Below are 11,642 nucleotides of genomic sequence, written 5' to 3'. Positions count from 1 at the left end.
GCTGAAGGCCAAGGTTCCCCTTACCCCGGACAGACTCATCCCACGGCTTCCGTGACGGGGATGCCGAGCGCGGTGAAGCCGTTGAGGACGGCGACACGGACCTGGAACTCCGCGACCTGACGGTCGAAGTCCCGAGCGGATAGCCGCTGCCCCAAGAGCTTGACGCAGTGCATCTTGGTCTCTGCACGACTTCGGCGGTGATAGCCGCTCCATCGTCGCCAGATGGTTCGTCCGACGCGTTTTGATGTGCGCAGGATTTCATTGCGTGCGATTGCACCGACGGTGTCAGGTTTCCAAGGTTTGGCGTTCTTCCGCGGCGGGATGATGGCGGCGGCACCCCGGTCGGCGATGGCGTCGTGGCATTTGCGGGTGTCGAAGGCGCCATCGGCGGTGACGGTCGCGATCTCCTGGTCGGGCGGGATCTGGTCAAGCAACTCGGGGAGCATGGGCGCATCGCCCACGTCGCTGGTCGTGAACTCGGCCGCCCGGATTTCCAGAGATTTCTCATCAATCCCGACGTGAATCTTGCGCCACACACGTCGCTTCTTGCCACCATGCTTACGGGCGTTCCACTCGCCTTCCCCTTCGACCTTGATGCCCGTGCTGTCGACCAGCAGGTGCAAGGGACCGTCTGACCCGCGGTAGGCGATGTTCACCTGCAGGGTCTTCTGGCGCCGTGACAGCGTACTGAAATCCGGAACTGCCCAGTTCAGGCCGATCAGTTGCAACAGGCTCTCAACGAACCCGGTCGTCTGGCGAAGCGCCATGCCAAATAGAACCTTCATCGTCAGACAGGTCTGAATGGCGGCGTCGCTGTAGTCGGGCTGCCGCCCGCGCTTGCCGGTCGGCGCGGCCTCCCACGTCATGGCGGGATCGAACCAGATCGTCAGCGAGCCGCGGCGCTTCAGCGCCTTGTTGTAGGCTGGCCAGTTCCGGGTCTTGTAGGTTGGGGCTGTGGGTCTGCTCATGTACCCCAGCTATCACGCTGGATTCACAACATGAATCCTCACAAGCGATTTGTGCAACAGAGCCACAATTCTGCCATCGTCTGTTCGGCGGATTCAGCATGTTGTAAGTGCGAGTCTAGATGTTGCGGATGAAGTTCACCTAGGGTTGAATTTTTTGCAGAAACGCACCTCTAGGTTGCCATTTGTGGCAAGGCGGGCCCGCGCGTCCGGAAGGTTTCTCAAACTTAGGTCGAATCAACTCATCCTTTTGTCCGGATTTCTTCCGTGTTCAGACTGTGGTCAGATGCGCCTTCTCGGGGTGACCTGAGAGCGCGGCCTTCTGTCTTGGTCGGGACGATGGGCGGAAGCGCCGATGATTTCGTCAGCATGATCAGGGCGTTGTTGGCGGCTGTTCACACCGGCTGTGGATGCCCGCTCCTATCGGCGCAAATCTGCCGGGACTTTGCATCTTTTGTTGACCTTTTGGTCGCGTCTCTGTGCGTCGGAGAGATAACGCGCCCCCTCGCCGCAGGAGTTTGGCCCAGGTCAGCCGTTTTCGCGGAGGATTGCGCCGGCGAGGTAGAGCGAGCCGCAAATGAGGATACGGGCGTCTGGGGTTCCTGCAGTTATGGCGGTAACAGCCTCGGCCACGGATTGGGCCGTGGTGGCGGTGATGCCAACGTCCTGCGCGGCGTCGCGTGTTGCCTCGGCCGGAAGGGTGTTCTTTTCGCCGGGGATGGAGACGGCGTGAAGCCGTGCGACATGGGGCGCGAGGGGGCGCATGTAGCCCGTCACGTCCTTGGTGTTGAGCATCCCGCAGATGAGATGCGTGTCGCGGGAGGGCATCCGGGCCAGTGTGGCGGCGACGGCCTCGCCGCCTGCCGGGTTGTGGCCGCCGTCGAGCCAGAGTTCCGCATGCGGGGCGAGGTCTGTCAGGGGGCCGTGGCGGAGGCGCTGCATCCGGGCGGGCCATTCGGCGCGGGTGACGGCGGCCTCGCAGGCGGCCTCGTCATGGCCGAGATGGCGCAGCGCGGTGATCGCGGCGCCGGCGTTCTGGATCTGGTGGGGGCCGGGCAGGTTGGGGAGGGGCAGGTCGAGGAGGCCGGTCTCATCCTGATAGATCAGGCGCCCCCGTTCCTCCCAAACGTGCCAGTGCTGGCCATGGGCGAGGATGGGCGCGCCGAGGCGGGCGGCGGTGCTTTCCATGACCTGAAGCCCCTCTTCCGTCTGGGGGCCGAGGATGACGGGGATGCCGCGCTTGATGATGCCCGCCTTTTCGGAGGCGATCTTGGCCAGCGTGTCGCCGAGGAAGGATTCGTGGTCCATCGATACGGGGGTGATGATGGAGAGGCGGGGCGTGATGACATTGGTGGCATCGAGCCGGCCGCCGAGGCCGACTTCGAGCAGCGTCCAGTCGGCTTGGGTACGGGCGAAGGCGAGGAAGGCCGCGCAGGTGGTGATTTCGAAGAAGGTGATTTCGTCCGGGCCGTTTCGTTCCACGCATTCGTCGAGCAGGGCGGCGAGCGCGGGTTCTTCGATGAGCGCCCCGGCGAGGCGGATGCGTTCATGGAAGCGGGCAAGGTGCGGGGAGGTATAGGCGTGGACCTTTTTGCCCGCCGCTTCGAGACCTGCGCGGATCATGGCCTGCGTGCTGCCCTTGCCGTTGGTGCCTGCGATGTGGATCGCGGGCGGGATGGCGCGTTCGGGGTGGCCCAGCAGGCCCAGCAGGCGGTGGACGCGGTCGAGGGTCAGGTCGATGACCTTGGGATGCAGGGTCATCATCCGTTCGAGGATGGCGTCAGAGAGAAGTGGGGCGTCGGGAAGCGTGGTCACGTCAGGCTTCGGCGGGTTGGGCGGTCAGTTCGCCCTTGATCGCCGGGGGCTGGTTGGTGAGCATCCTGAGGATCGTCACCAGTTCCTCGCGCAGGGCCTTGCGGTGCGTGACGCGGTCGAGCATGCCGTGATCGAGCAGGTATTCGGCGCGCTGGAAGCCTTCGGGCAGTTTTTCGCGGATGGTCTGTTCGATGACGCGGGGACCGGCAAAGCAGATGAGCGCATTCGGTTCGGCGATCTGCACATCGCCCAGCATGGCGTAGGAGGCCGTCACGCCGCCCGTGGTGGGATGGGTGAGGACGACGATGTAGGGAAGGCGCGCCTCTTTCAGCATCTGCACGGCGACCGTGGTTCGGGGCATCTGCATGAGCGAGAGGATGCCTTCCTGCATGCGCGCGCCGCCTGCGGCGGAGAAGAGGACGAGCGGACGCTTCATCTTCACCGCGCGTTCGGCGGCGGCGAGGATGGCGTTGCCGACATACATGCCCATGGAACCCGCCATGAAGGAGAAATCCTGCGCCACGGCGACGATGGGGGTCTTGGCGATTTCGCCCTCGGCCACCAGCATCGCCTCTTTCTCGCCCGTGGCCTTTTGCGCGGCCTTGAGGCGTTCGGGATATTTCTTCTGGTCGCGGAAATGGAGCGGGTCGGTGACGGGGTCGGGGACCTTCACCTCGGTGAAGATGCCGCCGTCGAAAAGGGCGGTGAAGCGGTCGCGCGGGCTGATCGCCATGTGGTGGTCGCAGGAGGTGCAGACGTTCAGATTGGCGGCAAGTTCGCGGTGGAAGAGCATGGTCCCGCATTCGGGGCACTTCGTCCACAGATTTTCAGGCACTTCGCGGCGGGAGAAGAGCGAGTTGATCTTGGGGCGGACGTAGTTGGAGATCCAGTTCATGCGGGATTTGCCCTTGTGCGGCACGGATGATTGGGGGCCAGAGATAAGCCGGGGGGGTGGGAATTGCAATCAGGGCTTGGGCTGACGGGCGGTGATCCGGCGGAGCGGCGTGCCGCCGCACGGTTTTCCTGTCGGCTGCGCGCGTGCCGCGCTCCGCCTCCGTCGTCGGGGGGCGTTCCGCCCCCTCTGGGCCATGCGGCCCATTCACCCCCTGAGGGTATTTGCCTCCCGGACGAAGGTCAGGTCGTGGGCGCGGAATAGAGGATGAAGGGGGTACGGGGACGGTAGGTGTCGTAGAGCTGCCGGGCGGTCATGTTGTCCTCGGCGGTGAGCCAGCGGACATTGGGAAGGCCGCGGTCGCGGGCGAAGGCGAGGACATGGTCGATCAGGGCGCGGCCTATGCCCTGACCGCGGGCTTCGGGCGTGGTGAAGAGGTCGGAGAGGTAGCAGACCATGGAACCGCCCAAGGAGCGGTGCATGAGTTGGTATTGGGCGAGGCCGAGGGGGTGGCCGTCGTCGGAGAGCGCAAGCGCGCACCAGAAGGGGTTGGCGGGATCGTGGATCCAGCCCCAGACGGTGTCGCGCGTCTGATCGGTGAGCGGGGTTTGGTAGAAGGCGGCGTAGCCGTCGAAGAGGGGTTCCCAGAGGGCGCGGTCGGCTTGGGTGGCGAGGCGGATCGTGGGCATGTGATCAGACCGTGAAGGAGGTGGTGGGGAGGCGCATCAGGAGGTTCGGGTCGGGACTGATGTCGGACCAGATGTCGATCAGGCCGGCATGGCCGACGCCGAAGAAGTTGCCCGAGGTGGCCAGAAGGTCGGTGATGATCTGGAAATGGATATGCGGGGCCCAGCCGCCATTTTCCGGCCAGTCGCCGAGATGGGCGATGATTTGGCCGGGTTCCACGCTGCCTGCCGGGTGGAGGCCCGGCAGGGTGGCGGCGAGGTGGCCGTACAGTGTGAAGAAGCGGGTTCCATTCAGGTCGTGTTCGAGGATGAGCGTATGGCCGTAATCGAGCGGGTCGGCATTGTAGGCGAGATGCCTGACGCGGCCCGGGAGCGGGGCGTGGACCGGGGTGCCGGCAGGGGCGAAGACGTCGATGCCGAGGTGGATGGTGCGCCGTTCGGGGCTGGCGGCATCGGCGAATTGGGGGGTGGCGTAGACGGTGCGGTTTTCGCCGTAGAGGCCGAGGCCGTAGTGGGTGCCGCGCGCCTGATGCTGCGCGAACCACGGATCGAAGGCCGGATCGGAGAAGGCGGGCATGTCGGGGCGTTCGCCGGTGGTGGGCAGGGCCATGCAGGGGGCTGTCGCGGGATCTGGGAGGAACAGCGGGTGGGTGGCCACGGTGGCGAGGGCACGGCGGAGGGCGGCGGCGCCGGGGACGGCCTCGCCTGTGAGGCCGTGGCGCGCGACGGCGGCGAGGAGGCCCGCATCGACCGAGGCGAGGCGGGCGGCGGTGGTGGCATCGCAGGCGGCGATGAGGTCGGGGATGGCGGGCATAGCCTGCGCCCGTGTGACCGCGTGGCGGAGCGCGGAGTAGAGATCGGGCTGGCCGTTCAGCGCGGCGGCGATGGTCTGGGTGGCGGTCATGGTGTCCTCTGGCTTTGGCACGGAGTGAAGCGGGTCGGGCGGGGGGATGCAATGGGGTGCGGGCAAGCGTCTTGGCGGGGAGCCGCGTCCATGCGGGATGGGTGGTGGACGGCGCGGGGGGCGGGCGCTATCCAATCGGGCGCGTGAGCGGATGACTTGGGCAGGGTGGTAATCGTGGCAGGCGGGGTGCGGGTGATGCGGGGATGGGCGGCGGTGGCGGCGATTGCCGTGCTGGTGGCGGGATGCGTGGAGACGGGGGGCGGTGGTCTGCGGTCTGTCGCGCTGCTGGATGGCGCGGTCGTGGCGACTGCGCCTGCCGGATATTGCCTTGCGCCGCACACCGGGCAGCGCAGCGGCGACAGCGCGGTGGTGATCATGGGGCGCTGTTCGGCGGCGGGGGAGGCGGTGCCTGCCGTGCTGACGCTGTCGATCGGGCAGGGGGGGTCTGCCGGGGTTCTGGCGGGTGGGGGCGAGGCTCTGGCGGCCTATTTCACCTCGGCCGAGGGGCGGGCGGCGGTGAGTCGGACGGGGCGGGCAGATGATGTGGAAGTGCTGTCGGCGCGAGATGCGGAGGGGGCGTTCCTGTTGCACCTGCGCGACCGGCGGGCGGGGGATTACTGGCGCGGCATCGACGGGTTGCGCGGGCGTCTGGTGACCGTTTCGGTCACGGCGCCGGAGGGCGAGGGCTTGGATGCGGCCAAGGGGCGGGCGCTGGTTCTGGCGGCGCTGGCGGCGCTCCGGCGGGCCAATCCGGGCACCGGTGCGGTGGCGGTTTCCGGACCGGAGGTTGCAGGCGGGTGACGTCTTCACCCTGTGGTGAAAAGGCGGTGGCGCAGGGCTGGCTTTCCGGCGATAGATAGGGCGGGTCCGCCGGTGGTGCGGGCGATGTGCGCTGTTTCGGGACGGGGAATGGTGGGAAAAGTCGCAGGCGTGCTGGATCGGCTGTTGCAGAAGCGGAGTGTCCGGCGCTGGGAGGAGATGGCGGAGGCTGCGCCCTCGGTCGATGCGGATGTCTTGCGGGGCTGGCGGAGCCGGGCGCGGGCGATGCGGAGGCAGTTGGACCGGGTGATCCATCAGGCCGAGCATCGGCTGGCGCTGCCCCTGATCGGTTCGAACGCGATGCGTAAGCCCTTGGGAACGGATTGGGCGTGGCGTCCCGATCTGTGGCGGGGGCCGATGCCGGTGCCGGGCCATGCCTCGGTGCCGAACCGGATGCAGTTCTGCGAGGGGGCGACGGTCTTTCACGACTGCCGGGTGAGCGAGTTGACGGTGAGGCAGATCCGCAACGAGCGGGAGACGGATGTCGCGCCCTTCGGGTTCCGGATGGACGTGTTCCGGTTCGACGGATCGTTCCTGTCGCTGGTGATCGACCTGCCGGAGGAGGCGGCGCAGGGGCTGCGGTTGCGGCATCTGGTGCGGCTGGATGTGATCGTGGAGTTGGAGAAGCCGCTGGAGATCTTTGCGCGGCTGAACGTGAAGCACGGGCCGAACACGGAACAGATCGTGCTGGAGATGCCGCTGGGCGCGGAAGAGGTGATGGTGGAATTCGACCTGACCTACACGAAGATCAACGAGAAGCGGATCGAGAAACTGTGGATCGATCTGATCTTCGAGGGGCCGGAGATGAACCAGATCATCCTGCGGGATGTGACGGTGAGCCGCCGTCCGCGGGCGGATCTGTGATGGGAGGTGCGGGAATGGATGGGGCAAGGCTGACCAAGACGCGCATCCGGGCCGGGGTCTGGGAAGGCGTCCTGTCGGGAACGGACAAGCCCGCGCTGGAGGTGCGGCATCTGGAGGCGGTGGTGCCGGGGGTGACGGTGACGGCGATCCCCGACCGGCCGGGCGAATGGGCGGTGCGGGTGCCCGTGCCGGTGGAGGTGTTGGCCGAGGGGGTGCAGACCTTCCTGATGCGCGACCGGGAGACGGGCGAGACGCTGGCGCATTTCACGATCATCACGGGTGTTCCGATGGAGGATGACCTGCGGGCGGAGATCGATCTGTTGCGGGCGGAGTTGGACATGCTGAAGCGGGCCTTCCGGCGGCATTGCGTGGAGACGGCGGGTTAGCGTCGCGCGGGATTGGGGGCTGCGGGCGAGCGGCCTTTGAACCTTTGGCGGGTACAGGCTGAGCCCGAGAGGGTATTTGGGCCGAGACGAAGACAGGGCGATGTTGCGCGCATGACGTTGCGTTGCCCGTGACAGGCGGCTGCGGCTGCGGCAGTGTCGCGGGCCGGAGGACCCTGACATGACCGATTATCCGAACCTGCTGTCGCCGCTTGATCTGGGGCATGTGGTCCTGCCGAACCGCGTGCTGATGGGGTCGATGCATACGGGGCTGGAGGAGCGGGGCGACTGGAACCGGGTGGCGGAGTTCTATGCCGCCCGGGCGCGGGGTGGCGTCGGGCTGATGGTGACGGGGGGCATGGCGCCCAATGCGGAAGGCGGGGTCTTTCCGGGGGCGGCGGGGCTGTATTCGGCGCAGGACATTGCCAATCACCGGGTGGTGACGGGGCGCGTGCATGATGCGGGTGGGCGGATCGCGATGCAGATCCTGCATGCCGGGCGCTATGCCTATGGCAAGGATTGCGTGGCGCCGAGCGCGATACGGTCGCCGATTTCGCCTTTCGTGCCGCGCGAATTGGATGCGGCGGGGATCGAGAAGCAGATTGCCGATATCGTCACAGCGGCGGTGCGGGCGCGCGAGGCGGGTTATGACGGCGTCGAGGTGATGGGGAGCGAGGGGTATTTCCTGAACCAGTTCCTTGTCGCCCATACCAACCGCCGAGAGGACGATTGGGGCGGGAGCTATGAAAACCGGATGCGCCTGCCTGTCGAGGTGGTGCGGCGGGTGCGGGAGGCGGTGGGGGCGGATTTCATCCTGATCTACCGGATCAGCCTGATCGATCTGGTGCCCGATGGCAGCACTTGGGACGAGGTTGCGGTGTTGGCGCGTGCCGTCGAGGCGGCGGGAGCGAGCCTGCTGAATACCGGCATCGGCTGGCATGAGGCGCGGGTGCCGACGATTGCGACGAGCGTGCCGCGCGCGGCTTTCGCGCATCTGACGGGGCGGCTGCGGGGGGAGGTGACGATCCCGGTCATCACGTCGAACCGGATCAACGCGCCGGATGTGGCCGAGAAGGTGCTGGCCGAGGGGATGGCCGACATGGTTTCCATGGCGCGGCCCTTTCTGGCGGATGCTGATTTCGTGGCCAAGGCGGCGGCGGGGCGGGCGGAGGAGATCGCGCCCTGCATCGCCTGCAATCAGGCCTGTCTGGACCATACGTTCAGCGGCAAGCTGACGAGTTGCCTTGTGAACCCGCGCGCCTGCCATGAGGTGGAACTGGTCTATGAGCCGGTTGCGGTGGCGAAATCCGTGGCGGTGGTGGGGGCGGGGCCTGCGGGCCTGATGGCGGCGGCGGTGGCGGCGGAGCGTGGGCATCGCGTCACGCTGTTCGACCGGGCGGACAGGATCGGGGGGCAGTTGAACCTTGCCAAGCAGGTGCCGGGGAAGGAGGAGTTCCACGGGCTGGTGCGGTGGTTCGCGGCGCGGATCGCGCGGGCAGGAGTGGAGTTGCGGCTGGGCGCCGGGGTTTCGGTGGAAGAGTTACGTGGCTTCGACGAGGTGGTCGTGGCGACAGGGGTTTCGCCGCGGTCGCCGGGGATCGAGGGTGAGGAGCGGGCCTTGGGTTACATCGACGTTCTGAGCGGGGCGCAGGTTGGGCGGCGCGTCGCTGTCGTGGGCGCGGGCGGGATCGGGTTCGACGTGGCGGAGTATCTGGTGCATCGCGGGGTGTCGCCCACGCTGGACGCGGCGCTGTGGCGGCGGGAATGGGGTGTGGGCGATCCGGCCGAGGTGCGGGGCGGGCTGGTGGAGCCGGACCCGGAGCCGCCGGCGCGCGAGGTCTGGCTGTTGCAGCGCAAGGCGGAAAAGCCGGGGCGTGGCCTTGGCAAGACCACGGGGTGGATTCACCGCGCGGCGCTGGCGGCGAAGGGCGTGCGGATGATCGGCGGCGTGACATATCGGCGGATCACCGGGGATGGCCTCGTGGTGCTGCGCGACGGGGTGGAAGAATTGATCCCGGTTGATTCGGTTGTCCTTTGCGCGGGGCAGGAACCGGCACGCGGATTGGCAGACGAACTGGCGGCGGCGGGCATTGCCGCCCATGTCATCGGGGGGGCGGATGTGGCCGCCGAACTGGATGCCAAACGGGCAATCGATCAGGGGGCAAGGCTTGCGGCGCAGCTTTGACAGGGATTCCGCGGAGTTGCGCGGCGGGGCCTGTGTTTCCCCGCCTTCAACGATCCTAAGGAAAACCCCGGATCGGCCCCGCCTGCGCCCCGATCCTGCCTGAATTCGCGGTCAATCCTCGCTGTTACGACCTCATAGCTTGCCAGAGGGTAACAATGGACCGACTGACGGAAATGGAAGCCTTTGCCATGGTCGTAGACCAGGGCGGCTTCACCGACGCGGCCAAGAAGATGGGAATTTCGAAATCCGCCGTGTCAAAGCACGTGTCGGCTCTGGAGGCGCGGCTGGGGGCCCGTCTTCTGAACCGGACCACGCGGCGCGTTTCGCCCACCGAGATTGGCCTTGCCTATTACGATCGCGCGCGCCGCGTCCTGAATGACGCAGGAGAGGCGGATGCGCTGGTCACATCCATGCAGTCGGCCCCTTCGGGCCTGTTGCGCATCAGTGTCGCGACCGATTTCGGGGTCAACCTGCTTTCGCCGATTCTGGGGGATTTCCTGCTCGAATACCCCGACATCACGGTGAACATGGTGTTGAACAACCGCTATGTCGAGTTGATCAGCGAAGGCTTCGACATGGCCATCCGGGTGGGTGAACTTGAGGATTCGTCCTTGCGCGCCCGCAAGCTGACCGAGACGACGAAGCGGATGATCGCGTCGCCTTCGTATTTCCAGAAATACGGGCGGCCGTTGAAGATCGACGATCTGAACGAACACAAGCTTTTGCATTACTCCAATCAGGCCAATGGCAACGTCTGGAAGATCACGGCGCCGTCGGGGGAAAAGCGGCAGGTGCGATCTGTCGGCTGGCTGACGGTGAATGACGGGCAATCGCTGCTGAACGCGGCGATTTCGGGGCTGGGCATCGCCTATCTGCCGTCCTTCCTTTACGCCGATGCGATGCGGCAGGGGCTGGTGGAAGAGGCGATTCCGGGGCTGCCGGTGGAAAGCCTTGGGATTTATGCCGTCTATCCGCCGGGGCGGTTCACGCAGCCCAAGGTGCGGGCCTTCATCGATTTCCTTGCGCGTCAACTGATGGACAAGGGACCGGATAACTGGTGATTACCGCCGGTTCCCGGCAACGGGGACCGAAAACTCCTGGGGGAGTTCACAGGGTCGGGGTCGCAATGACCTCGACCCTTCTGTTTTGGGCGCGGCCTTCGGGGGTGTCGTTGCTGGCGATGGGCTCTGACGGGCCTGCGCCGCGGGTTAGGATGCGCGCGGGGTCGATCCCGTGGAGTGTGACGAGCGCGTCGCGCGTGGCCTCGGCCCGGGCGAGGGAGAGGGCGGTATTGGCCTGTGCGTTGCCGGAGGCGTCGGTGTGGCCGACGAGTTCCACCTGCGCCTGCGGATTGGCGGCGAGCCATTCGGCAAGGCGGGCGAGGGAGGGGTAGTCGCCGGGCGCGAGGGTGGACTGGCCGGAGGGGAATTGCAGATCGGCGAGGATGGCGTGTTCGCCGGCAGCGAGGGCGGCCGTGAGCGGGTCGTCCTGCGGCAGGGCCGCGGGTTGCGGAGCGGCAGCGATGTCAGGCGTCGGGGAGAAGGGTGACTTTGACGAGACGGTCACGTCAGAGGTTTCGGGCGCGGCGGGGCCGATGCGGGTGAGTTGGACGAATCCCGTATCGGCAGAGCGGCTGACGATGAGGGTGATCCAGTCCTGCCCAGCCGCGCTGTCGCGGCGGGCGGCGAGGAAGCGGAAATCGCCAAGGTCCACATGCATCTGCGGTTCGGGCAGGATGTCGGTGCCGTAGCGGAAATCGAACCCGCCACAGGCGGAGGTTTCGCATTCGAACAGGGTTTCATATCCCGCTGCCGCGATCTGGTCGCGGAGGGGTTGCAGCAGTTGTAGCGTGGTCTGGCCCGGTGCGGCGATCTTCCATGCGGTCTGGTCGATGCGGCCTTCGGCGGTGGTGGAGGGGATGACCCCGGCGCGCCATGGGCCGGTAGGCACGTCATAGGAGGAGAGCGCCTCGCTGCGGGAGGCGGAGGGGATCGCCGTGGCGGGAAGGCGGAGGTCGAGCGCCTGTGCGGGCAGCGCGGCGGACAAGGCCAGAGCGACCATGCCGAAAAGGCGGCGAGGCCGGGGCGGATGGTGCGGGCGCGGTGTCGTCAACTGCTCGGCCTTCTGCG

At 66.8% G+C, this 11,642-nt stretch carries 11 protein-coding genes; 5 read left to right on the top strand and 6 right to left on the bottom strand.

Annotated features, from left to right (window positions below; translation table 11 throughout):
- Window positions 1-35: 35 nt before the first annotated feature.
- From TabM4_RS17345 to TabM4_RS17325, 5 genes are all read right to left on the bottom strand, one after another.
- Entirely contained in the window at window positions 36-968 is a 933-nt protein-coding gene (locus tag TabM4_RS17345) for an IS5 family transposase (protein ID WP_434613568.1), read from the bottom strand.
- A 525-nt stretch (window positions 969-1,493) separates the two neighbouring features.
- A complete protein-coding gene (locus TabM4_RS17340) occupies window positions 1,494-2,729 on the bottom strand; it encodes a bifunctional folylpolyglutamate synthase/dihydrofolate synthase (protein ID WP_434622144.1) in 1,236 nt (411 codons plus the stop codon).
- Window positions 2,730-2,781: 52 nt separating this feature from the next.
- On the bottom strand, window positions 2,782-3,675 hold the full coding sequence (gene accD, locus TabM4_RS17335; RefSeq protein ID WP_434615225.1) for an acetyl-CoA carboxylase, carboxyltransferase subunit beta: 894 nt from the start codon (window positions 3,673-3,675) through the stop codon (window positions 2,782-2,784).
- A 239-nt stretch (window positions 3,676-3,914) separates the two neighbouring features.
- Window positions 3,915-4,361, bottom strand: a complete 447-nt coding sequence (locus tag TabM4_RS17330; RefSeq protein ID WP_434615222.1) for a GNAT family N-acetyltransferase — start codon at window positions 4,359-4,361, stop codon at window positions 3,915-3,917.
- A gap of 4 nt (window positions 4,362-4,365) precedes the next feature.
- Window positions 4,366-5,262: a peptidoglycan DD-metalloendopeptidase family protein gene (locus TabM4_RS17325; RefSeq protein WP_434615219.1), complete on the bottom strand. Its 897-nt coding sequence runs from the start codon at window positions 5,260-5,262 to the stop codon at window positions 4,366-4,368.
- A 174-nt stretch (window positions 5,263-5,436) separates the two neighbouring features.
- On the opposite strand from TabM4_RS17325, the gene TabM4_RS17320 reads away from it, so the two are divergent.
- The 5 genes from TabM4_RS17320 (at window position 5,437) to TabM4_RS17300 (ending at window position 10,574) form a co-directional block, all read left to right on the top strand.
- Entirely contained in the window at window positions 5,437-6,063 is a 627-nt protein-coding gene (locus TabM4_RS17320) for a cation transport ATPase (RefSeq protein ID WP_434615216.1), read from the top strand.
- A 108-nt stretch (window positions 6,064-6,171) separates the two neighbouring features.
- Complete coding sequence (locus TabM4_RS17315; protein WP_434615213.1) at window positions 6,172-6,945, top strand: DUF6478 family protein; 774 nt, start codon at window positions 6,172-6,174, stop codon at window positions 6,943-6,945.
- Window positions 6,946-6,959: 14 nt separating this feature from the next.
- Window positions 6,960-7,331 carry a hypothetical protein gene (locus TabM4_RS17310; RefSeq protein WP_434615210.1) on the top strand — a complete coding sequence of 124 codons (372 nt, stop codon included), beginning with the start codon at window positions 6,960-6,962 and terminating at the stop codon, window positions 7,329-7,331.
- Between the two features lie 178 nt (window positions 7,332-7,509).
- On the top strand, window positions 7,510-9,513 hold the full coding sequence (locus tag TabM4_RS17305; RefSeq protein WP_434615207.1) for an FAD-dependent oxidoreductase: 2,004 nt from the start codon (window positions 7,510-7,512) through the stop codon (window positions 9,511-9,513).
- A 155-nt stretch (window positions 9,514-9,668) separates the two neighbouring features.
- The gene (locus TabM4_RS17300) at window positions 9,669-10,574 is read left to right on the top strand and encodes a LysR family transcriptional regulator (RefSeq protein WP_434615204.1); all 906 of its coding nucleotides are present in this window, start codon (window positions 9,669-9,671) and stop codon (window positions 10,572-10,574) included.
- Between the two features lie 46 nt (window positions 10,575-10,620).
- Here the strand turns inward: TabM4_RS17300 and TabM4_RS17295 are convergent, their stop codons facing one another.
- Window positions 10,621-11,625, bottom strand: a complete 1,005-nt coding sequence (locus TabM4_RS17295) for an OmpA family protein (protein ID WP_434615201.1) — start codon at window positions 11,623-11,625, stop codon at window positions 10,621-10,623.
- Window positions 11,626-11,642 lie beyond the last annotated feature (17 nt).

The sequence above is a fragment of the Tabrizicola sp. M-4 genome (assembly GCF_051132405.1).
In the GTDB taxonomy this organism is placed as follows: Bacteria; Pseudomonadota; Alphaproteobacteria; order Rhodobacterales; family Rhodobacteraceae; genus Paragemmobacter.
The sequence above is the reverse complement of the archived record's forward strand: the minus strand, read 5'-3'. Positions and strand labels throughout refer to the sequence as shown.

Bases quoted from the DNA above. Each gene is read 5' to 3' on its own strand.
- TabM4_RS17315 (WP_434615213.1), top strand. From the start codon at position 6,172: ATGGTGGGAAAAGTCGCAGGCGTGCTGGATCGGCTGTTGCAGAAGCGG.
- TabM4_RS17325 (WP_434615219.1), bottom strand. From the start codon at position 5,262: ATGACCGCCACCCAGACCATCGCCGCCGCGCTGAACGGCCAGCCCGAT.
- TabM4_RS17330 (WP_434615222.1), bottom strand. From the start codon at position 4,361: ATGCCCACGATCCGCCTCGCCACCCAAGCCGACCGCGCCCTCTGGGAA.
- TabM4_RS17300 (WP_434615204.1), top strand. From the start codon at position 9,669: ATGGACCGACTGACGGAAATGGAAGCCTTTGCCATGGTCGTAGACCAG.
- TabM4_RS17310 (WP_434615210.1), top strand. From the start codon at position 6,960: ATGGATGGGGCAAGGCTGACCAAGACGCGCATCCGGGCCGGGGTCTGG.
- TabM4_RS17305 (WP_434615207.1), top strand. From the start codon at position 7,510: ATGACCGATTATCCGAACCTGCTGTCGCCGCTTGATCTGGGGCATGTG.
- TabM4_RS17340 (WP_434622144.1), bottom strand. From the start codon at position 2,729: ATGATGACCCTGCATCCCAAGGTCATCGACCTGACCCTCGACCGCGTC.
- accD (WP_434615225.1), bottom strand. From the start codon at position 3,675: ATGAACTGGATCTCCAACTACGTCCGCCCCAAGATCAACTCGCTCTTC.
- TabM4_RS17345 (WP_434613568.1), bottom strand. From the start codon at position 968: ATGAGCAGACCCACAGCCCCAACCTACAAGACCCGGAACTGGCCAGCC.